Here is a 22,890-nt window from a genome sequence, read left to right on the forward strand (position 1 = left end):
TGATTAACACCTGACATCAATAACTGATAAGTAATCTGTTAAAGGTATAACAGCAAAAATTTTGAATCCTTTTACTTGTTTGAGTATTTTTTCCCAATCGCTTAATGTTCTTAGTTTACCTCCTGTTTCAACCATTACATTAATATCTACAGAGCCTCCAGCTGGAGAGCGGTAATCTAAAATAGTTTCTATCAATAAAATACGAGATATTCCTTTGACCAATTTTAAATAAGATAATACTTTATCATCATCATAATGCTGTAGAAAGCGGCAAAAGACACCTAATTCATAATTTGTAGCTGATAGTTCTTCCTGAGTTATAAGTTTGACTTTTAAATTTTCTACTAACTGTCTTGGCACTTTATGTTCGTTATATAGGCCTATGGAACCTTTATTGTGTATATCAGAATAAGCAAGAAATAAAGAGTGTACACCAAATAGCAATATATTCTTAGCACCATCTATATTAATCCTAGAATTAAACTCTTTAGTATCAAACCTAGAATATCCTAGCAATGCTTGGTAAAACGCTATTTTCTTATCTTCTGATGCTTCTCTTTCCTTAAAAGATTCAAATGAAGAGATTGACTTCTGTTTTAGTATATCGGCAATCTTTAACCAATTCTTTTCAGCGGCAACTCTCGCCCACATTATTGATGCTTTTGGCAAAAATGGTATTTCCTTAAAACACTTACCTTTTAATGATAGTTGCCACAAGTCGTTGTTCTTATCATAATCAATAAACCCTACTTCCCACAACGCCCTTAACAGCCTTTCTAGATTTGGTACGATAATGTTTAACTTTTTAGATAAAACCGGCATAGTTGCAGGTAAAATATTTAACAAATCAAGTTCAATAGCAACGCTTGTTAGGTACGTTTTCCAAAAGGCTGAAAGTTCTGCAGAAATCCTATGCACTTGAGATTCTTTACCTAAATCAAAAATACTAAACTTTACATTTCCGGTAATATCGATTTGTCCTAACACACCTTCAAAAGTTTCAACTTTTGCCATGCCATTATAGAATGCTTCTACCATTTTAAATCTCTGCTGGTAAACAGGATTACCATTAATATCTATATGAAACCAACCATGTTGATCTTCTGCAATAGAATATCCTTTATGAAAAACATTAAGTTTTTTATACCATTTATTATGTACTAACTTTCCATGATGATTAATATGTGTAGCTTTACCATCCTTATAGACTACAGCGATACCATCCTTAAAATCTCCAACATAATCATATTCCTCCTGATAAATCCTGTTGCCATTTAAATTAATATGAAAACATTTATCATGTCTTCTAACTATACAAGCATCTTCCTGATAATTTCCAACCCATTGATACGACTGTTTATATACTCTACATCCAGATGAATCAATATGGTAACACCCTGTATCATCTTCTACGGCTGCTCTATTGAAGTAGAATCCAAAAGTTTTTAGAAATCTATGATGATAAACTGCTTCTCCTCTTACATTGATATGATAAGCACCTGTCTGATCATAAACCGGTGCAAGACCGGGCTCATGAAATTTACCAGCCTTTATAAACCTATTTTCATACAAAGGATTTCCTAGTAATTCGTGAAAACTCTCACACGGTGAAATTTTAATAGATTTAAGATTATCTTTGATTAATTGATCAAAGGTTTTCTCATGTTGCATGTTTTGCATAATTTATAATTTAAATAATTCTTTTGTAAGCTTAGGTACTCACTACTCTGCCATATTTCCTCGAGTTTAACCTCATTAACATTACCAAAATTTCCTAATGTCTTACGGAGTTCATCTGGAGCACAGCAAGGACTAAACTTTCCTTCATTGTTTATCCATGCTTCTTTACCTAAAAATGGGCATTGACCACCTGGAGCCAAATCCTTAATACCTTCTTGAGAAAGGATTGTGAAATTTTCTAATTTTATCTTTTTACCATTTGGCAATAGCATATTATCTCTAAGTTCGTATAACCTTCTCACCTCCGTGTTCCATCTACTAATTGCTAACTCATCTCTTCTCATAGATAGATCCTTAATTTCCTCAAAATGTGCCCAAAGATGATGTCCTTTAACTCTATCTATGCCGTTTTTTATGGCCATCTTAACTATGTCATAGAGTTCATGTAAATTACTTTCCAAAAATGTTAATTGTAAAGTAACGGTACACCTTTCACCTGTATCGCTAAAGTATTTATCTCTAACTTCAAGGAAAGTTTTTAAGTTTTCTGTCACTACTTCCCATTTTGAACCTTTCATGATTCTTTCATGAGTTTCTTTAGTTGCCCCATTCCAGGAAATCTTAACATCAGATAAAATTGGTACCAATAGTTCAGCCCATTTTCTAGCTCCTTTAATGGGAAAAGAACCATTGGTCGTGAGGTTAAGCTTCAGGCCGAACTCATGGCACAAATTGATTATTTCATCAAAGCTTTTGTACATTAAAGGCTCACCCATAGTAGAAGGAATGATTTCCCTTAAAGGTGTACCAGCTGCTTCTTTAATTACTTTTCTGATAGTTTCTATTGATAGTATCTTAGGTTTTATTCCTTTAGCTTTCTTCTCTTCTTTAACTTTACTGTATGGTGAAAAACATTCGCACATTATACAAGAAAAATTGCAGTAATCTGGATTAGTATCAAAAGTAATTCTCCAAGGACCGGGTTTAACAGCTACTGATTTGCCTTTCTTTTCAATAGCATTACGGTAAATCTTGTTAAGTTTTTCAGTATGCTCACTTATAGAAGGTATATTTCCATTTTCAGTATAAGGATAGCCTTTTTGGGTAAGTTTATTGTATAACTCCTGATTTGTAGATAGGACTTGCATTTTTTCTGATAAACTACTTGCATCTCTGTGCTTAAACAATAGTCCATCTCTTACATATTCTGCCATGCCACCATAATCGGCTGTTATAACTGGTATTCTAAGTTGCTGTGCTTCATGTATTACTAACGGTGAATTTTCACCCCAAATTGAAGGAACGACTATTGCATCAACTTTATTAAATACGTCAGTAACTATATTCTTATTATCATAACTTCCCATCCACTCTATTCTTTCTTTAACAACAGGTGAAAACTGATTGGCAATCGCTTTTAAGGCTTTAGTTTCTTCTCTTGCTGCTCCCCAAATTCTAAGTTTTACTTTAGATGATAAGTGAGAAAAAGCTTTCAATAATAGATCAATACCTTTTTCGGGAGTATGAGTACCAATATAACCGAAAATAAACTCTTTTTCTTGTGCTCTATTTCTATTCTTAAGACGATTGAGATCAAAACCATAATCAAGATAAGAAATTTTGTTTATCGGAACATTAAAATCCTGAGTAAATTTGTCCATCAAGAATTTCGATGGGGAAATAAAGTAATCTATATAGTCTATTATTTTCCTTGTGTGCTTCATTCTAGTTGCAACCCATTGTTCCCAATAATTTATGTCTAAATTCAGGAATTCTTTATCTCCTGTAAAATATCCTTTGTAACATTGGGTTGCACATTTTTGATCCTTTTGTCCATCACAAAGCCGTAACAAATCTTCAGAATTGCGTTGAATAAACCTTCCTCTTGGACACATTAACCAAAAGTCATGTAGCGTAAAAATTGTAGTTATATTTTCTTTAAAAGCAATTTCTGGTAAAGTAATTGATAGATGATTAAGATGACCAAAATGTATAAGATCTGGCTGAAAGTTATCTATTACTCTTTTAAATTGTATATCTACTTCTTCATTGATAAATTTGTAACGATATTTAGCTATGGGTATATTAATTAAATGCAGTAAGATTCGAGAATCACTACGATCTAGGACTGTAGTGTAATAAAAATCAGGTAAAAAGCTATTTTCATACCTAGTAAATACTTGTACCTCATTGTTATTTGCTAGTTCATGAGCAAGAGTTTGGCTATAAACCTCTGAACCAGCACTATAATAAGGAGGGTAACCATGAATAACTTTTAATATTTTCATATATTACCATATCTATATTGTTAGGATATTCTTGTGTATTGTTTTGTAGACTTTTTATAAATTTACTTAATCCTACTTCTAATGAATGTTTTGGAGACCAACCAAGTAGCTCTTTAGCTCTAGTAAAATCACCATAGAACTTAGTTACGTCAAAATTTCTTGGAGGATAAAAATCAATTCTAGAATCACTTTTCGTGACTTTTAATATTGTTTTTGCTAAGTTTTCTAAAGTACATGGGCTATTAGTAGTAAGATGAATAGCAGGAAGAGAAGATTTTTCGCTTTGTAAATATTTAACAGTTAAGCATATACCCTCTATAACATCATCCAAATAGGTAAAATCAAAAACACATTCTTTACCTTCTATTTTAATTGGATCACCTCTTAATGCATTAATACAGAGTGCAGGAATTACTCTACTGTTATGATCTAGTAAACCACCGTATACATTTGAAAAGCGTAATATTGCTACATTAAAATCTTTTGAACTTGTTATTTGTTCCTCAATAAATGCTTTACCTTTGGCATAATTATTTATTGGATCGATACTAGCAGATTCTGTAACTGGCAGTTCCTTCTGCTCTCCATAGACTTCCCTACTACTTGCATATATAAACCATGGTTTATTTGAAAGTGACTTACATAACCCTAAAAACTGCATTGTACCATCAACATTAATTTTTCTACACAGTTCAGGATAAAGTTCACCATGTATAACTCGAGAAATTGCAGCCAGATGAATAATTCCTGTACACTTAGCAAGTAGTGGTACTATATCTTCTGAAAAAAAACTGAGTGGATTGTTGTGAAACCTAATATCACAGCTTATTACTTCATGGCCCTGGTTTTCTAACTTTTTCACCAAGGTTGACCCTATCAAACCTGCAGCACCTGTTATTAATATCCCCATGTATACCCTCTCACTACAACTAGGAAAATTTGTCGTACCAATTATCTTACAAGTAAGAATCAAAAGGTATTATAAAACCAATATAAAACAAATGTCAACTTAAATTAATGAATAAGAAAATGTAGTTATGAAAGAAAAGTTGGCCGCCTTTTTTTTTGAAAATAGTGTTCGGCTTTAATCAAATCCTCTTTATTATTTACTCCCATTGCTTCTCTTTCATCAGAAACTACATAACCTACACTCAAGTTATTGTTTGCTGCAATGGGTACTATATCATTAAGACAATATTCATTGGTCGAATTATTAAATTTTATTTCTTTTACTAAGGTAAAAAGATCTTTAGCATATGAAACTATTATTCCAGAGTTTGCAAGAAGCATTTTATCTCCATTTTTTAGGATTTTTTGAACATTTCCGTAATTATCAATTACTAATCTTCCATATTGTTCATCTTGACTATTGAATCCAAGAAGAACTAAATTATTATACTTTAAACAATCAGTCATTTTCATAACTGTATCACTAGATATAAAGGGAGTGTCTCCATACTGTATTAAAACTATGTCTTGATCAGATAACTCCTCCAGATTTTCTAGAGCAATTTTAACTGCAGTGCCAGTACCTGTAATATCTTCTTGAATTATTAGTTTTATATTGTATTGATCGATTATACTTTTTAGGGTATCAAACTTTTCTAAATCTTTTAGAAGGGAGTTGTTAACAACAATTGATAAGCTTTTTAGACTCAGCAATTTTGCATTAGAAATTATATGTTCTAAAAGAGTAAGATTTCCCACTTGGTGCAACGCTTTTGAATATTCAGAATTCATTCTACTGCTCTTTCCTGCTGCTAATATTATCAAAATGTTACTCATACATGACTTAGGGATTGATTAGATAGTAAGTTAATTTATAATTAATAAGATGTAAAGCCCACTATAATTTTCTAAATGATCTAGATCTTGGCACCCTCATTAGAGTTTCATTTAAGAGAGCTATAACTTCAAACTCTTTACTCTATTTTCTACGCTGACATCTTGTAAACTCTGATCTGGACTTTTTAATATTTCTAATAATCTACTTGCAAGGTTTAAGTGTTTATTGATTACTGCAACCTGGACTAATGACTTGCCTTGATCATCACGAGCATTTGTTACAGCTACGCGCTCATCGGGTTTTATTGCTCTCAGCTTACTGATAATTTCAACATTACCATTTTTTGCATTTTCAAATAGCTCTTCTACTAATTTCAATAGGTTAGTAATATTCTGGTCTCGAGAAAGATCAAGTGGTGTTTTACCTTCTTTATTCTTGATGTTATAAATTGCACCATGTTTCAACAAAGATTTTACAGCTTCGAAAAAGCTATTTTCAGTAGCAACATGCAACGATGTAGTGCCTTTAACTATTGTTTTAGCATTAATAAAATCACTCAATTTATTGTGGCTTACACGTTGTAACAAAGCTTCAATAATTTCTTTATGACCTTTGGAAGCAGCAGTGTGTAATGGTGTATTACCCTTGTTAGTAACTTTAGTAGCATCAGCTCCATTTGCTAGCAAGATATTTACAACTTTTATGTGCCCATTATTAACAGCATAATGTAATGGCGTTCTTCCATCCACGTTTTTCGAATCAATTATTGCTCCATCTCTAATGGAACTCTCAATTCCTAAATAATTATTATCTTCTATAGCCTTAAATAACTTCTCAGTCAATTTTAGTAATTTTATAACTTCTGGGTTTCCTCTTCTTTCCGCAAAGTGTAATGGTAAAACATATCTACCTTCTTCAGCTCTAGCATTAAAGTATGCTCCGCTCATAAGTAGAGACCTAACTATATCTAAATTACCAATTTGTGCCCCTAAGTGTAAAGGCGTAGCATTTTTATCCATTTTTGCATTAACATCCGCTCCATTTATAATAAGAGTTTTAACTACCTTAGGATGACCATATTGAGCTGCAAGATGTAGGGCTGTGCATTTATTTTGATTTTCTTTTACATTTACATCAGCACCATGTTTCAATAGAACGGTTGCTATCTGATCATAACCTTTTTCTGCTGCAAAATGTAAAGGAGTCCAATTTGTGTGATCTAAAGCATTAATATCTGCTTCCTTTTCTAAGAGCAATTCAACCACCTCTAAATGATCATGGTCTACTGCAAAGTGTAGAGGTGTAGTACTTTTAACTGTTTTAGCATTGTGGAACTTAGTGGCTTTGAAAAAGGACATGATCCAGGAACAGAAGAATTAGCGCTGAAAGCAAGATTTGAAGCGAGGATTGTAGTTGATGGAACAGTAGAGGATTCCTCGGTAGTTGTTAGAACATTAGCTGCTGAGGTTGCGAGAGTAGTAAATAAGAATACTTGGAATATGAAAAATATTTCACCAGGTGAATTTATATCTGCAGAAATTGACGGATTTAGGCCAGAATTGGATGCTTATCTTGTGTGGCTAGTTGAATGGTTTCATGAGGTACGCGTGGGTAAATCAGTATGGTCAACTGGCATAATGCCACATGTTATTGAGATAGGTGAAGTGCATGTTAGACCATAGTTTTGCAATTTCAGAGCTAAATAGAAAATTAGCGAATATTATCCGTATTGGATTGGTGAAAGAAGTAGATTATAAAAAAGCAAAAGTAAGAGTGAAAATAGGAGATATTGTAACAGATTATCTGCCATGGATAACAAGCAAAGCAGGAAAAGATAGAGATTGGTCTTCTCCAGATATCGATGAACAAGTAATGGTATTTTCTCCTCTTGGTGAACTATCATTAGGAGTGGTATTAGGAGGAATATATCAGGAAAAATACTCTGCACCAGAGAATAAAAAAGAAATAAATAGTGTGAAGTTTCAGGATGGAACAAGATTATTATATGATAAAGAGAAGCATCATTTAGAGATTGAAGTAGTAGACAAAATAACACTGAAAGCTGGGGAATCGAGCATAGAGATGACGAAGAGCGAAATAAAACTGAAAGCAGATAGAATAAACCTTAATTAAATGAATAAATCGGTTGTACGAGTAGGAGATTATTGTGTAGAAGTAACACCGCATTTTTGCATTAGTGGGAGTAACAATGTTTTTGTAAATGGTAAGCCAATGTGCAGACAAGGAGACAGTTTTAGTGAAGGAAGAGCATTAACTGAAGGATCAAAAACAGTTTTTTCAAATGGTCTTGGTATAGGAAGAGTAGGAGATATAGTTTCATGTGGGTTTAAAGTAATAAAAGGCAGTGAAAACGTGTTTGCAGGCTAAAAATGAAAGGGATGGACTCCAAAACAGGAAAAGAATTAGAAGGAATAGAACATCTGAAACAATCAATAATTGATATACTGACCACTCCTATTAACAGTAGAATAATGAGGAGAGATTATGGGTCAAGACTATTTGAATTAGTAGATAAGCCAATAAATAGAGATTTAACTTTGGAAATCTATTCAGCAGTAGCAGAAGCTCTACAAAGGTGGGAGGAAAGATTTAAGCTAGAAAAAGTAAAAATGACAGAGGTGAAAGAAGGAAAAGTAACGCTTGAACTAGAAGGATTATACTTACCAAGCGGGAAAAACATTCATTTTGATGAAATTGTAGTTTAAAGATGCAACAGCTAAATATTGTAGAAAAGCTGAGTTATGAAGAAATCTTTTCGAGAATGAAAGAAGAGTTAGTCCGTAGAGATGAAACCTTTTCAGGATTAGTAGAATCGGATCCAGCAATGAAGGTATTAGAAGTAGCAGCATGGAGAGAGTTGTTACTCAGACAAAGGATAAACGAAGCTGTAAAAAGTAATTTATTAAAATTTGCAACGGGAGAAGATCTTGATAATTTAGCTGAGTTTTATGGAGTGGAGAGACAAAAAGAAGAAGATGATGAAAGACTTAGAAAGAGGGTAAAAGCAAAAATAGCAAGTTGGTCAACAGGAGGAAGTAAGGAATATTATAAATATCATGCACTGTCAGCAGATAGTAGAGTACAAGATGCATTAGTAGAATCACCCATACCAGGGAAAGTACAAATTTCAATTTTATCAACAAAGTTATCCACAGCATCAGAAGAACTACTTGAAATTGTAAAAAAGCAGATTACTAGAGATGATATAAGGGTATTAACAGATGCAGTAACAGTGATTGGTTGCAATATTATGGAAATAGATATTCACAGCAGAATGAGCATAAGTCCTGTAATATCGAAGGAGGAAATCAAGAAGCAGTTCATTAAGAAGTTTGAAGCAAATAGAAGGCTGGGATGGAATGTTACAAGATCTTGGATAATAGCAAATTTGTTTGTAGAGGGTGTAGAAAACGTAGAATTAATCGAGCCAAGAGAGGATGTTGTGGTTCTGGGGAATGAGTGTGCAGTGCTTGGCTACGTCAAGTTAGATAGGATTTAAAACGTATTTTTTTGTTTTGTGGAATCGAAAAAGTTTCACCAGTGAGGGGATTGCGTGCAATAAGTGGTTTAAGGTTTACTGGATAAAAATGACCAATGTTAGGGAGACGAAAGTATTGATTTTCTTCCAGAAGTTGTAACTTGTTTTTTAAAGTATGGATAATATGGTTAAATATTATGGAAAGTGTTTTCGATATTAAGAACATCTTTATTTTTGATCAGTTCTGCAATGATCTCTTGCTTACTCATAAGCTACCTAAATAAAGGAAATTAAAGCAACTTGAAAGAAAAGACAAATGAAAAATTTATTACCACCAAACGCAACAAAGCAAGAGCGAGCACTGGTTGATGCAATCGATTACAAAGTTGATCCAAGTTGCATCAGGGGATTTAAATTTAGTCTTAAAGATGAAATACTGCCGTGGATAATAGAAGAATATGGTTTAGAAGAGATACTGCGTTGGGTAAAAAATAAAAGAAGAGCTATAGTAGAAGGAGTAAAATTTCAAAGACTGCGAGGAACACCTGCTTCACTCAAAATAGCTCTCAAATGGGCAAATATAGAAGATATTACAATTATCGAAGAACCACCTGGTAAACATTTTTTTGAACTGCAGATAGGGATAAAAGATGTTCCAAATGACTTTTTTGTAGATGCGGTTGTAGAGCTTGCAAAACTATCATTACCAGCAAGATCAAGGCTAATGAGGATTTTTAATGACTACTATAACGTTGATAGGTTTATATTAGATGAAAGTATATTCGGCAGCTTATTATCAGACTATTCAGGTAGAAAAGTTGAAAAAGATGGACCAGTGTTATCGTTTGGAAGAATAAATTTTTTCAGTTCTAGAGGTCCGTTAGTAGAGATTGTAGACAACTATTTAAGAGAGCATTATGAACAAACATTTAGTAATGACATATATCGATTAGATGTAGCAGTACTTGGAGAAACAGAGCCTCACACAAAGGATTACAAAGGCATCTATGAAAGGAGTCATCAGTGGTACAATTTAAAAGCACTATATCCATTACCACAAAGTTTATTACCAGAAATAAAGTTTGCGAAAGCGCAAGTTATATTATCGGACAGTTGGAGCTTAGGAGAAATAAACGCATGTTTTCCAGTAAGTAGTGTAGAGGAAAGAGGGAATAAATTTGTATTGGGAAGCGATAAACTTTCAGGGCAACATTGGAGTTTAAAACACAAGCCAATTTTAGAAAGATTCAGCATTATCCATCGTTACAAATTAGAAAATTATACAGATCAGAAGGTCAGAAAATATGTTTTAGCAGAACACAACGTTTACTATAAAAATGACTCAGATTCAGAGCAAAAAGACTCAATACACGAATTAGAAAAGCACATTTTAGTATTTTATCCAGGAGTACTGAAGTGGCACGAACATCGACATTTGCACAGAAGTTGGAAAAATAGTCAAGTAATATGTATAATAAGCTAAGTACTTATATTTAGATCCTCATATATTATATTAATAATAGGTAAAAGTGTATGAAATAAAAAGAAAAAGACTTGCTTTCTTATGCTAAAACGGACATGACTTGAATAGCGGCAGGTAAATATAAGAAATTTGTCTGGCGCTAGAAAAGCTAATTTTGTGAGGTATGAAATGAGTTTTAGCAAGAGTAAGTTTTTTAAAGAAGTATCAAGTAACGGGTTTAAAAACATTAATAAAAGAAATGAAGAAGGAGAGACGATCTTGCATCAAGCAGTAGAAATCTCTGATTATAAAACAGTGAGGTTATTAATAAAAAAAGGAGCAGATGTTAATGCAAGAGATAAAAATGGTTATACACCTCTGCACTGTGCAGTATTTGCAAAAAGTTTAGAAAATGTAAAAGTGCTGCTAAGAGAAGGAGCAGAAGTAAATGCCACTCAATATGTCACTGGATGTACGCCACTGCACTCTGCGTGCAAAATAGGAGGAGCAGGAGTTGAAATAATAAAAGAGCTGGTAAAGGCCGGAGCTGAAGTTAATCAACTGAATAAGTACGGTGCAACACCAATGTACTATATCTGGGAAAGTGAAAAGTATCGTCTATGTGATAGCAAAGAGAGTGAAAAGGCGAGTAAATTTTTGAGAGAAAAAGGAGGAATAACAAAAAGTAGAGAACTGACGTGCTATGGAATAGAGGGGCTAGTGGGAGAAATAGCAGACATGTTGAATGGAAGCTACATGCCGGAGCTAAAAATAATAGAGATAGGAGAAATAAGGAGGAGAGACAAATCGCTAATAAAGAAAGAATGTCAAAATTTAGCAAGCAAGATAATCAGCCAAGTGAATGCAATGATAGATGAGGTGGTAAAAAGGAAGGCTTAGGTTTAAAGAAAAGGTGGGGTAAGTTATGGTAAAGCTGGGTAAAAAAGAGGAGTCACTATTAGAGAACTCGTTTAAAAATATTTATGAAAGAGACGAAAAAGGAAGAACAGCTCTACATTATGCAGTAGAGGTAAAAACAGTGAGGTTATTAATCGAAAAAGGAGTAGATGTGAATGCAGCAGATGTAAGAGGACATACAGCACTGCATCTAGCGATAACGGAGAAACGTCTAGAAACAGTTAGAGAATTGATAAAATCAGGAGGGAATGTAAATGCTGAAGAGTATGGCAATAAATGCACTCCGCTGCATCTTGCATGTATGGTAGGAGAAAAAGAAATAGTGGAGGAGCTAGTAAAAGCAGGGGCTGAAATAGAGCAAGCAGATAAATTTGGAATAACAGCGATGGATTATGCGAAAAATAGCAAAGAAATAGCCGAGGTATTAAAGAAAGAAACAGAGAAAATGGAAAGTTTGTTAAAAAAATAAGAGTCGTATCAGAAAGCGCAACAGCAGTTGGTAAAGGAAGGGCTAGACCAAATTTGAAGGCTGTAGCTGATAAAAGTTGGTCTTTTTCATAAGAGTAAATGGATTGATGGAAAAAAGGAGTGGTAAGGCTCCTTGCACTACAAAAACATTTGCAGGAGAAACTATGAGAAAAAGAACATTAACTTGCCGATACGAGCCAGATGAATTAGCGGAACAACATCTAGCAGACGCCTATGAGCTGTTACTAAGGTATGCGGTAAAAAGAAACAATGAAAAGGAGATAAAGAAAAATGATAACAGTGGCCTTATATGCAAGAGTTTCATCGAAGAGTCAAGCGCAGAACAATACAATAGAGAGTCAAATTGCCGAGCTCAAGCATAGAATTGCTGCAGATAAGCATGAGTTATTGAATGAGTATGAATTTAAGGATGATGGGCTTAGTGGGTGGAGTTTAGAACGTGAAGGTTTAGATGCATTACGTGATAAAGTAGGAGAAGATCAAATTGATAAAATTTATATTCATTCACCTGACCGACTATCAAGAAAATCTGCACATCAAATGATATTACTTGATGAATTTGAAAAAGCAGGAGTAGAAGTAATATTCTTAAATCATAAGACTGAAAATAATCCAGAGTCTAAATTGTTATTGGGAATGCAAGGATTAGTGGCAGAATATGAGTGTACAAAGATTATGGAACGTAGTCGTAGGGGAAAACTCCATAGAGCAAAAAAAGGCTGTGTAAGTGTAATTGGCATTGCACCTTTTGGTTATAATCGTATAAAGCATGTAGATAGAGAAAAGACAAAGTTTGAAATAAATGAAGAGGAAGCAAAAATAGTAAAGCAGATATTCATGTGGGTAGGGCAAGAGAGAATAAGTATAAGGGAAGTGATACGTAGACTAAGAGATAAGTCAATTAGAACAAGAACTGGAAAGAAGGTGTGGTGTCCAATAATAATTTGGAAGGTGTTAAGAAATCCAGCATATAAAGGACAAGCAGCGTTTGGTAAATTAAAGAGGGTTGAAAAAAGAGAAAGAAATAAACAAAAGGTTTCTATCTGTCGCACAGATGAGGACAGCTGGATTTATATACCAGTACCAAAAATAGTTGATGAAGGGTTATTTAATAAAGTACAAAAGCAACTGGATGAAAATAGAAAAAGAGCAAGGATGCAGAGAGAGGGAGGAAAAAAGAAATATCTATTACAAGGTCTAGTTGTGTGTCAAAACTGTGGATATGCGTATAGTGGTGCACAATGTGGAGTTGAGGGAAAAAAGTTTAGCTATTATCGCTGTAGTAGTACTATACGTATTACTGATGGTAGGGAGAAGTGTACTAATAAATTGGTCCGTACAGATATGTTAGAAACAGCTATATGGGAAAAGGTGAAAAATTTACTAAAAAACCCAGAGATAATAAAAAATGAGTATCACCGTAGAATTGCAGAAAATAAAAATGATGAATCATCAGATAAGAAGCTTGCAAGAAGGGAAAATCAAATAAAACAAGGCATCGAAAAGTTAATGGAAGACTATTATAGTCAAGAAAATGTAGGAGATAAAGGATATATAAGTGAGGAAGAATTTAAACAGACGATGAAAAGAATGAGGGAACGCTTAAGAGGGATAGAAGAAGAGAAGAAAAAGGTAGTTGATCAAAAAGCAATAGAAAAGGGAATGAACCTTATCATCAACAGTATAAAGAGTCTTTGTTCCAGTGTAAAATCTAATTTGGAACAGCTAGATTGGCAAACTAAGCGTGGCATCATTAAAGCATTAGTAGAACGAATTCAGATTGGTTATGACCAGGTAGAAGTGGCGTTTAGAATCGAAGAACCAGCACAGGATGGAGAGATTTTTAATTTGCAACATTGTACTGGACGTCATGACAATAAGGGTATTTATGACTCAAAACTTGTTTTTGACCTGCAGGCTCAATGACAAAATTCAGTAAAAAACTCAAGTATTTATTGGCGGATTACATAAAATTATAGCGGCTGCATGTCTTTTTTATTTTTTCTACATTCAGCCAAATCGCGCTTATTTTAAGCGTTAGCACATTATTACAGCGCCACTTACAGTAATATAGAGTCAAAACTCGCACCACGGGGCTTCTTTTGCCTTTTTTTTCGCTTGGTAAATTTCTTAATGTTTATAGCTAAAGTAACTTAAGAGACCGAAAATGGTGTCATTCCAGCGCGTGACGCTGGAATCTAGTCTTTATTATGCAGCCACTTATTTAAAGTTAAGTTTTCTCGATCCAAGTAGTCAAGCTACTCGGATGACACCTTGACAATCGTCATCCTGCTACGTGTTAGCGGATGAGATACCGCGAATGAATCGCTGTATGACGTAGGATTGCTGTCATCCCGCTGCTTGTTAGCGGGATCTATGTGAGATACCGCGGCGGTATGACGGTTCGCCGGTGGCATGACGATAACCTCGTCATCCCGCTACGTGTTAGCGGATGAGATACCGCGAATGAATCGCGGTATGACGTAGAAGCTATACTTTTATACTCACCAACTCAGTATCCAATCTGGATCCAAGTGTCAGCTACTTGAATGACACAGTTTTTGCTTAAACCCGTAACGTTCGTACATTTTGCTAAAAGTTCAAATATCAACATCATGCACGTTGAGTGCATTACTATTAATAAAATCACGGCGTGGTTCAACTATATCACCCATTAATATTGAAAATATGGAATCAGCTTCTTCACAATCTCTTATTTCAACCTTCAATAAAGTTCTAGCCTCAGGATTTAACGTAGTATCCCATAGCTGATCAGCATTCATTTCACCAAGACCTTTAAATCTCTGCAGAGTTAAACCTTTTTTACCATAGTCCATTATTATTTTTGCAAGCGTACTTGGAGAAGTGATTTTTATTTCAGTTTCTTGTGACTTTAAAAATGAATCACCATTAAATAAATTACTTATACCATCAAGCAAACTTAATATGTTTTGCATATCTTTGCCTTCAAGCATACTAAGTGCAAATATATATTTGTCTGCCAATCCTTGAAATAATTTAGAGATGTGAATTTCTTTTTCTTCATCCTTTATTTCTACTTCCCAAGTATATTCACTGTACATTAATTTTAAATACTTTAATATCTCATCAGCCGATGATAGAGCATTCTTTTTGCTTAAAATTAGCAATGACTCTAAGAGATTTTGTGGTATTTCTCTATCATAATTTTTGCTAATATTAGAAATGCTAACGCATTTATTCAAAATAAGGCGCAAGTCGTTAAATTCTGTAGCTGTACCACTTAGTGTTAATCTTTTAACTGCTGAGTTTATTATATACTCTTCAAAAGTTTCGTCATCTTTAATATAAGTGTCTTTAGCATTCTTTGTAACTTTATAAAGGGGTGGCTGTGCTATGTATAAGTAGCCTTTTTCAATAACTTCACGCATATGTCTAAAAAAGAAAGTTAGAATCAAAGTTCTTATATGTGAACCATCAACATCTGCATCTGTCATGATGATAATTTTATGATATCTAGCTTTTTCAATATTGAAGTGTTCACTCCCTATTCCAGCACCAATTGCAGTAATTAAAGAGCCTATTTCTGCAGATGAAAAAATACGATCTAAACTTACACGTTCTACGTTTAGAATTTTTCCTCTTAAGGCAAGCACTGCTTGTGTTTTACGATTACGCCCCTGCTTTGCAGTACCACCTGCTGAATTACCCTCTACTATAAATAATTCCGATAACTCAGGGGCTTTTTCCTGGCAATCAGCAAGCTTTCCTGGCAGAGTTGCAATATCAATATTGTTTTTGCTTTTAACTAACTCTCGTGCTTTTCTTGCGGCTTCTCTTCCTTTTGCTGATCTGATTGCTCTTTCTACTATACTTGCTGCCAATTTGGGATCAGTTTCAAGGATTGTGCTCAATTTATCAGAAACTATGCTCTCCACAACTGTACGCGCTTCAGAACTAACTAGTTTATCTTTTGTTTGTGAAGAAAACTTAGGATCAGGCATCTTGAGAGATAAAACACAAGTTAAACCTTCTCTAACGTCCTCTCCAGTTAAATTTACTTTTGCTTTCTTTAAAAACCCTTCATTAGTTGCATAGTTATTGATACATCTAGTTAGTGCAGATCTAAATCCTGCCAAATGCGTACCACCATCTCGTTGCCTTATATTATTCGTGAAGCATAACATATGTTCATAGTAGGAATCATTCCATTCCATCGATATTTCCAAGCTGATGCCAAGATCTTCTGCATCTCCTTTCATACTGGCAATTTTAGTTACATGTGTCTTATTCTTATCTAAGTACCGCACAAAATTCGCTGTACCAAAATTGTCTTTAGATTTATTGCTCTGATTGAAATGAGATTCTGTATATGGTTCATTGCGCAGATCACGTAAAGTAATGTCGATATTTGAATTTAAAAATGCTAATTCTCTTATACGACTTTCAAGCGTTGAGTAACTGAAATTAATGCCATTAAAAGTCTCTGTTGATGGCATGAACGTGACTTTAGTTCCTCTTTTGTTTGTATTTTTGTTGACTACCTTTAAAGGTTCAATAGACTCACCATCTTCAAAGCGCATAAAGTGTTCTTTCTTATTGCGCCAAATAGTTAATTCCAACCAGCTTGATAATGCATTCACAACTGAGATTCCAACACCATGTAATCCCCCAGAAACTTTATAGGTATTACTGTCAAATTTACCACCAGCATGGAGTTGAGTCATTATTACCTCTGCTGCTGATATTCCTTCTTCTTCATGAAGGTCAGTTGGAATGCCACGACCATTATCAGTTACAGATACTGAACCATCTTTATTTATGCTAACTTCAATTTTATCACAATATCCAGCTAAAGATTCATCTATTGCGTTGTCAACAACCTCATATACCATGTGGTGCAAGCCAGATCCATCGTCAGTGTCACCAATGTACATACCTGGACGTTTCCTTACAGCATCAAGACCCCTTAAGATTTTTATTGCATCGGCATTATAACTATTTTCCATTAGATTGCTTCGTTTATGAATGTTAATTAATATTACATCCAGATATACTAGTTAGCAACATTTTTAAACTGATAACCCATGTTAAAAGCACAACTTTACGAATGCTTATTTTTGAAGACAGCAAATAGTGTCATTCCAATGCGTCTTCCATAACTGTACGAACATTCATTTTTGAAGGTAAATTGCACAACAGATGATGTCATTCCTGTCTGGAATCCAGAAATTTTGCTTATAACTGAGCTGATGAGCTAAAGGTAGTTGTCTTACGCTAAAACAAACGTTTTTAATTAAGTTGCATAGAAGCTGGATCCCAGTGTCTGGGCACTGGGATGACACCTCACTGGTGGGAATTGCTCCCAAACTACAACGTTCGTACAGTTGTGTATGTCTTCCCATGGAGATTGCTCTCAAATCATAATGCTCATGCAGTTGCGTGCTCGACTAATTAACAGAAAAATCTATAATTCAGTTTACGTATTTTCTTATCTCAGCCAAAATCTTATCAGATTGACTTTCGTCTGAATTTAAATCAGCTGCAAAGTGTGTAACATATTTTCCTCCAGGGCCAATAAGATATATTATCGAAGAATGGTTGATTTCTTCTTCTCCGTCTACTTTGCTTGCATATACTTTATATTTCGCAACTACTTCGTCTATTTTTTCTCTTTCACCAGTTAACATTTGTATTCTATGGTCAAATTGCTGCTGAAATTCTTTAAGTCTTTCCGTGCTATCGCGCTCAGGATCAACTGTGATGAAGAATGTTTGTAGCTTGTTGTTAGTTTTCTCATCTAACTTTGCAAGTGTTTCTGAAATTATCCCAAGGTTCATAGGACAAATTCTTTTACATGAGGAAAATCCAAAGAAAATCATCATGTATTTATCTTTAAAATCACTACTGCGCAGAATCTGTCCGTCCTGATTAATTAAAGAAAAATCTCCGCCTATCTTAACTTCCGCGTTGTGAATCGCTGCCGGGGCAAATATGCCTTTTTTAGTGAAATAACAATAACCTAAAAAAACAACTGCTAATGCTGCTAGCACATTAGATAACAATCTTATAAACCTTACCATTAGAATGCTCTCAGTAAAATCAAATTGTATCTTTATTGGTTAACCTATTCAATATATTTATCCCAAAGTGTATTGTTAATTTTGTCTAACAGTTTCTTATGTTCATCAATTTCTTCACTATTTGGTGAATGTTCTCTGGGAGTTAGATTACGCACTTTATGCTGAACGAATGTAGAGTTACTGTCCTGATTGCATTCATTATCAAACAGAAAGGTTTGTAACCCTCCTGTAAGTTCAACATATACCTTTGCAAGCAATTGAGCATCAACTAGTGCTCCGTGCAATTCTCTATTCTCTAGCGATATATCAAAACGCTTACATAATGCATTCAAAGAAGCAGGTGATCCTACGAATTTTTTCCTCGCAAGAGGTAATGTATCTAGCACTCTATCTGAGGAAATTAACCCAGCATTCAGCTTGCTTAACTCCATGTTAAGGAACTTAACATCGAATTCAGCGTTGTGAATTACCAAAATATCATTAGATATAAAGTCAAGAAATTCAAGTGCAACATCTGAGAATAATGGTTTATCTTCTAAAAATTCTTCACTAATACCGTGAATCTTAAACGAGTGATAAGGTATATCTCTTTCTGGGTTAAGGTACCGATGGAGTACTTTACCTGTTGGAATACGATTAATTAATTCCACACACCCTATTTCAATAATTCGATGACCAGATCCAGTGTCAAGACCTGTCGTTTCAGTGTCAAGTACTATTTCGCGCAGCTTGCTTTCCATGGTTAACTCTAAATAAAACTAATCTTACTTGTCATTTGTCTTATCGTTATTTGTCTTTTTATAGTTAATAGAAACAAGCAACCAGCTTGGGTCTGATGAATTAACATTTTTTTTGAATTGCCATACATCCTCAACTTTATTAATGGTGGATGTGCTACCTGATATTATATTTTCTGAGCTATCTTTAATAAAGTTAATTTGCTCTGAAAGGAAATATACTGCAATAAACACTGTGTTTTTTACTAGCTTTATTTCTAAAATCTTTTGTGAAACGATAGAAACAATTATAGACTCGTGCACCTCTTTACGATGTTTAATCTTCTCTGCAAAATTATCATATAAGTCTTTATCGAGAAGTGGTTTTAACTGAGACAAATTTCCTTGATTGAAATACTTTATTATTAATTCAAAAGCTATGCTTGAACCTTCTATAAAGTGGGAAATAGAAAAATCTTTGTTTTTTTTTAATATTTGTTCATAAGTAACTTTTATTGAATTTTCATCGTTGCTATCAATGTAACCCTCAATGTTTTCTACTACATCTTCTTTACTTCGGCTTACATCCAACACACTAGTTAGCTTTTTTAGATTGAGATTGGCTGACCTTCCTAAAGAATTATACAAACGTGAAAAAATGAACGCCGCTAATAAAGTATATATTACAAGCTCTATCATAGTAACTCAACTCCTTGGCATATAAAGTATCCGAACATTATTAATTATTAATGAAAATATGTTTTTCATATCAACTTATAATCAGGTTTGCTATTCGTTTGTAAATGAATATATTATATAAGAAAGTATTAAATATCTCAACTTAATTAAAGGAGACGTAAGAAATGCCACAACAAAAAATGAGAATTCACGGTCAATATGTTAAAGATCTATCGTTTGAGAATCCGAATTCGCCATTCCTTTCTTCAAATAAAGCTCCCGATATTAATGTAATGGTTAATATCAATTCAGCGAAATTAGAAGGAATGGAAAACAAAGAAGGAGTAAATGAAGAAAAATCTTTCCATGAAATTACTTTACATATAGAAGTCAGAGCAACGATAAAAGATGGCGTAGCTTTCATTTGTGAGACAAAATATTGTGGCATTTTTTCAATAGAAAATTTTAAAGAGTTGAGTGAGGAAGAGGTAAGACAAGCTTTGTTTATTGGCGGACCTACTTTTCTTTTCCCTTTTGCAAGAGAAATAATTGCAAGAGTTACAAGTAGTGGTGGATTTCCCCTACTAATGCTAGATCCCATAGATTTTGAAACTATGTACGAGCAGCAAAGTCAATAACAAAGAAGTAACGGTAGTAATTCCAATTTTAACTAATATGATGTAACCTGATGAATAATTCTTTAAACGCAAAAACGACTTTAAACATTGACGGGAAGTCATACAACTATTTTAGCCTAAATAGTGCTAGTGAATTTTTAGGAATAGATGTAACTAAATTGCCCTGCTCACTTAAGGTTCTGCTTGAAAATTTATTGCGCAATGAAGATGGAGTAAACGTAAAGCTGGATGATATAAAAATACTAGCAAGTTGCGTTAATAAACACGCTAATCATGAAATTAGCTACAAGCCAGCAAGGGTGTTGATGCAAGATTTTACAGGGGTTCCTGCTGTCGTCGATTTAGCTTCTATGCGGAGTTATGTCAAGAAAAATGGAGGCGATCCAAGCAGCATAAATCCGTCTGTGCCCGTTGATCTTGTGATCGACCATTCTGTTCAAGTAGATAGTTATGGAAGTGTTTCCGCATTCAGTAAGAATGTTGAGCTAGAAGTAAAAAGAAATTTGGAGAGATATCAATTCTTAAAGTGGGGAGAATCATCCTTCACAAATTTTAGAGTAGTACCGCCAGGTACTGGAATTTGCCACCAAGTGAATCTTGAGTATTTAGCGCAAGTTGTATGTAATAAGGATGGGGTTTTGTATCCTGATACTTTGGTTGGTACGGATAGCCATACTACGATGGTTAACGGGTTATCAGTCCTTGGTTGGGGTGTTGGAGGCATAGAAGCTGAGTCTGTGATGCTTGGTCAACCAATTAGTATGGTGATTCCAGAAGTAGTTGGATTTAAATTAATTGGCAGACTGCCGGAAGGAGTAACTGCGACTGATTTAGTGCTGACGGTTACCAATATCCTAAGAACAAAGGGTGTTGTTGGTACGTTTGTAGAATTTTATGGTGATGGTTTAGATTATTTATCTTTGGCAGATAGGGCAACTATAGCAAACATGGCCCCAGAGTATGGCGCAACTTGTGGATTTTTTCCAATTGATCAGAAAACGCTAGATTATTTAAGCTTAACCGGAAGGCCAGAAAAGCTAGTTGAGGCTTATGCGAAAGAGCAAGGATTGTGGCGTGGCAATAATGAGTTAGCATTTTTTGACATACTAGAGCTTGATTTATCAAGCGTGAAGCCAGTAATGGCTGGTCCCAAAAGACCACAAGATAAGGTTTTTCTTTCACAAGTGGCAGAGTCTTTTTCTAAATCATTTTCAGTTAACGAATTAAAGGAAAGTGATAAGCTTCAAGATGGAAGTGTAGTTATTGCAGCAATAACAAGCTGCACTAACACCTCAAATCCAAGTGTAATGATTGCTGCAGGTCTTGTAGCTCGTAATGCAATTAAACTTGGATTAAAATCAAAGCCTTGGGTTAAAACTTCTCTTGCTCCAGGGTCACAAGTTGTAACAGAATATTTAGAAAAGTCTGGATTGCAGGTAGATCTAAATGCTTTGGGTTTTAATCTAGTTGGATATGGTTGCACAACTTGCATTGGGAATTCTGGTCCACTTAATAAAGATATAGAAGATGGCATTAAAAACAAAAATTTAACTGTTGCTGCAGTTTTATCCGGTAATCGTAACTTTGAAGGAAGAATTCATCCGTTAGTCAAAGCTAATTACTTGGCATCTCCTCCACTTGTTGTTGCATATGCACTTGCTGGTACTGTGCAAACTGATTTGACAAAAGATTCAATATGCAAAGATAAGAATGGAAATGATGTCTATCTCAAAGATATATGGCCAACAAACAATGAAATCGAAGATTGTGTTAAAAATGTGGTAACACGTGAGATGTTTATACAAAAGTATAAGGATGTTTTTTCTGGTGATGAACATTGGCGAAAGATAAAGTGTGAAAAAAGTGAAATCTATAATTGGGATGCAAACAGCACTTACATACAAGATCCGCCCTATTTTGATAATTTATCACCTAAAAATAATAAAGATAAAACAATCGATATAAAAGGTGCACAAATATTGGCAATGTTTGGCGATAGCGTAACCACTGATCACATTTCCCCTGCTGGAAATATTGCCTCAAGTAGTCCTGCAGGTATATATTTAAAAAATCTTGGAATTGAGCCACAGGACTTTAATTCGTATGGGTCTCGTCGTGGTAACCACAATGTAATGATGCGTGGGACTTTTGCTAACATTAGAATAAAAAATGAAATGGTAAGCATCGAAGGCGGCTATACAAAATATATTCCTTCTCAAGAAACTATGTCGATTTTTGATGCAGCAATGCGCTACAAGGAAACTCTCATCATTGTGGCAGGAAAGGAGTATGGCACAGGTTCAAGTAGGGATTGGGCAGCAAAAGGTACTTTATTGTTGGGGATTAAAGTTGTAATTGCAGAAAGCTTTGAGCGTATACATAGGTCCAACTTGGTCGGCATGGGTGTTCTTCCACTTATATTCCAAAATGGAATAACCAGAAAGATATTTGATGGTAGTGAGGTAATAAGCATAAAAGGTGAAATAGTGCCAGGTGGAAATCTAGAATGTATCATCAAAAGAAAGGATAATTCAAAGCAATCAATTCAACTCAAATGCTGTGTACAAACCGCAACTGAGATTAAATACTTAATGCATGGCGGAGTGTTAAGCTACATACTTGCACAATCCTTTTAAAGTTATTGCATGGACTTCTTTTAGCCAGCCCTGATCCC

The 22,890-nt window shown here is 34.4% G+C and carries 22 protein-coding genes and 1 pseudogene; 12 read left to right on the plus strand and 11 right to left on the minus strand.

Translation table 11 applies throughout. The features are described 5' to 3' along the window. Positions 1-3 precede the first annotated feature (3 nt). The 5 genes from OOK87_RS05705 to OOK87_RS05725 all read right to left on the minus strand — a co-directional run bounded on the left by OOK87_RS05705 (position 4) and on the right by OOK87_RS05725 (position 7,112). Positions 4-1,680 (minus strand): WG repeat-containing protein, encoded by a 1,677-nt coding sequence (locus OOK87_RS05705; protein ID WP_182183384.1) that lies wholly within the window; start codon positions 1,678-1,680, stop codon positions 4-6. Beyond that, the gene (locus OOK87_RS05710; protein ID WP_264687710.1) at positions 1,641-3,968 is read right to left on the minus strand and encodes a glycosyltransferase; all 2,328 of its coding nucleotides are present in this window, start codon (positions 3,966-3,968) and stop codon (positions 1,641-1,643) included. The genes OOK87_RS05705 and OOK87_RS05710 overlap by 40 nt, the downstream gene beginning before the upstream one ends. Beyond that, positions 3,925-4,878, minus strand: coding sequence for an NAD-dependent epimerase/dehydratase family protein (locus OOK87_RS05715; protein ID WP_182183380.1), 954 nt, complete (start codon positions 4,876-4,878; stop codon positions 3,925-3,927). Before OOK87_RS05715 ends, OOK87_RS05710 begins: the two co-directional genes overlap by 44 nt. A 125-nt stretch (positions 4,879-5,003) precedes the next feature. Further along, positions 5,004-5,753: an NTP transferase domain-containing protein gene (locus OOK87_RS05720; RefSeq protein WP_182183378.1), complete on the minus strand. Its 750-nt coding sequence runs from the start codon at positions 5,751-5,753 to the stop codon at positions 5,004-5,006. A gap of 120 nt (positions 5,754-5,873) precedes the next feature. Next, positions 5,874-7,112, minus strand: a complete 1,239-nt coding sequence (locus tag OOK87_RS05725) for an ankyrin repeat domain-containing protein (protein ID WP_264688323.1) — start codon at positions 7,110-7,112, stop codon at positions 5,874-5,876. Here OOK87_RS05725 and OOK87_RS05730 point away from each other — a divergent pair. From OOK87_RS05730 to OOK87_RS05750, 5 genes and pseudogenes are all read left to right on the plus strand, one after another. Beyond that, a pseudogene (locus OOK87_RS05730) lies at positions 7,083-7,436 on the plus strand (hypothetical protein); the annotation flags it as partial. The gene OOK87_RS05725 and the pseudogene OOK87_RS05730 overlap by 30 nt on opposite strands. Further along, entirely contained in the window at positions 7,423-7,887 is a 465-nt protein-coding gene (locus OOK87_RS05735; protein WP_264687796.1) for a phage baseplate assembly protein V, read from the plus strand. The pseudogene OOK87_RS05730 and the gene OOK87_RS05735, both read left to right, overlap by 14 nt. Then, the gene (locus OOK87_RS05740; protein ID WP_253303343.1) at positions 7,888-8,142 is read left to right on the plus strand and encodes a PAAR domain-containing protein; all 255 of its coding nucleotides are present in this window, start codon (positions 7,888-7,890) and stop codon (positions 8,140-8,142) included. Between the two features lie 2 nt (positions 8,143-8,144). Next, complete coding sequence (locus OOK87_RS05745) at positions 8,145-8,480, plus strand: GPW/gp25 family protein (protein WP_264687797.1); 336 nt, start codon at positions 8,145-8,147, stop codon at positions 8,478-8,480. Between the two features lie 2 nt (positions 8,481-8,482). Next, entirely contained in the window at positions 8,483-9,274 is a 792-nt protein-coding gene (locus OOK87_RS05750; protein ID WP_264687798.1) for a baseplate assembly protein, read from the plus strand. Here OOK87_RS05750 and OOK87_RS07470 read toward each other — a convergent pair. Beyond that, positions 9,255-9,479: an HU family DNA-binding protein gene (locus OOK87_RS07470; protein WP_353276161.1), complete on the minus strand. Its 225-nt coding sequence runs from the start codon at positions 9,477-9,479 to the stop codon at positions 9,255-9,257. The two genes, OOK87_RS05750 and OOK87_RS07470, sit on opposite strands and share 20 nt — an antisense overlap. A gap of 90 nt (positions 9,480-9,569) precedes the next feature. On the opposite strand from OOK87_RS07470, the gene OOK87_RS05755 reads away from it, so the two are divergent. From OOK87_RS05755 to OOK87_RS05775, 5 genes are all read left to right on the plus strand, one after another. Then, positions 9,570-10,736, plus strand: a complete 1,167-nt coding sequence (locus OOK87_RS05755) for a phage tail protein (RefSeq protein WP_264687799.1) — start codon at positions 9,570-9,572, stop codon at positions 10,734-10,736. Positions 10,737-10,904: 168 nt separating this feature from the next. Further along, entirely contained in the window at positions 10,905-11,615 is a 711-nt protein-coding gene (locus OOK87_RS05760) for an ankyrin repeat domain-containing protein (RefSeq protein ID WP_262986233.1), read from the plus strand. 25 nt (positions 11,616-11,640) lie between these two features. Then, positions 11,641-12,102 carry an ankyrin repeat domain-containing protein gene (locus OOK87_RS05765; RefSeq protein WP_182182953.1) on the plus strand — a complete coding sequence of 154 codons (462 nt, stop codon included), beginning with the start codon at positions 11,641-11,643 and terminating at the stop codon, positions 12,100-12,102. A 106-nt stretch (positions 12,103-12,208) separates the two neighbouring features. Beyond that, positions 12,209-12,484, plus strand: a complete 276-nt coding sequence (locus OOK87_RS05770) for a hypothetical protein (protein ID WP_017532679.1) — start codon at positions 12,209-12,211, stop codon at positions 12,482-12,484. After that, positions 12,393-14,048 (plus strand): recombinase family protein, encoded by a 1,656-nt coding sequence (locus OOK87_RS05775; protein WP_264688324.1) that lies wholly within the window; start codon positions 12,393-12,395, stop codon positions 14,046-14,048. Before OOK87_RS05770 ends, OOK87_RS05775 begins: the two co-directional genes overlap by 92 nt. A gap of 674 nt (positions 14,049-14,722) precedes the next feature. Here the strand turns inward: OOK87_RS05775 and gyrB are convergent. From gyrB to OOK87_RS05800, 5 genes are all read right to left on the minus strand, one after another. Further along, the gene (gene gyrB / locus OOK87_RS05780) at positions 14,723-17,110 is read right to left on the minus strand and encodes a DNA topoisomerase (ATP-hydrolyzing) subunit B (RefSeq protein WP_264688325.1); all 2,388 of its coding nucleotides are present in this window, start codon (positions 17,108-17,110) and stop codon (positions 14,723-14,725) included. Positions 17,111-17,275: 165 nt separating this feature from the next. Next, positions 17,276-17,506: a hypothetical protein gene (locus tag OOK87_RS05785; protein ID WP_264688326.1), complete on the minus strand. Its 231-nt coding sequence runs from the start codon at positions 17,504-17,506 to the stop codon at positions 17,276-17,278. Positions 17,507-17,575: 69 nt separating this feature from the next. Beyond that, the gene (locus tag OOK87_RS05790; RefSeq protein WP_253309508.1) at positions 17,576-18,184 is read right to left on the minus strand and encodes an SCO family protein; all 609 of its coding nucleotides are present in this window, start codon (positions 18,182-18,184) and stop codon (positions 17,576-17,578) included. A gap of 44 nt (positions 18,185-18,228) precedes the next feature. Further along, positions 18,229-18,924: a DNA polymerase III subunit epsilon gene (gene dnaQ / locus OOK87_RS05795; protein WP_253309507.1), complete on the minus strand. Its 696-nt coding sequence runs from the start codon at positions 18,922-18,924 to the stop codon at positions 18,229-18,231. Positions 18,925-18,948: 24 nt separating this feature from the next. After that, positions 18,949-19,599 carry a Tim44/TimA family putative adaptor protein gene (locus OOK87_RS05800; RefSeq protein WP_264688327.1) on the minus strand — a complete coding sequence of 217 codons (651 nt, stop codon included), beginning with the start codon at positions 19,597-19,599 and terminating at the stop codon, positions 18,949-18,951. Positions 19,600-19,763: 164 nt separating this feature from the next. Between OOK87_RS05800 and secB the strand changes: the two genes are divergently transcribed. Continuing rightward, positions 19,764-20,216, plus strand: a complete 453-nt coding sequence (gene secB, locus OOK87_RS05805) for a protein-export chaperone SecB (RefSeq protein ID WP_264688328.1) — start codon at positions 19,764-19,766, stop codon at positions 20,214-20,216. 50 nt (positions 20,217-20,266) lie between these two features. Continuing rightward, positions 20,267-22,852: an aconitate hydratase AcnA gene (gene acnA, locus OOK87_RS05810; RefSeq protein WP_264688329.1), complete on the plus strand. Its 2,586-nt coding sequence runs from the start codon at positions 20,267-20,269 to the stop codon at positions 22,850-22,852. The last annotated feature ends 38 nt before the right edge of the window (positions 22,853-22,890 follow it).

The sequence above is a fragment of the Wolbachia endosymbiont (group A) of Sympetrum striolatum genome, from assembly GCF_947250715.1.
GTDB lineage: Bacteria > Pseudomonadota > Alphaproteobacteria > Rickettsiales > Anaplasmataceae > Wolbachia.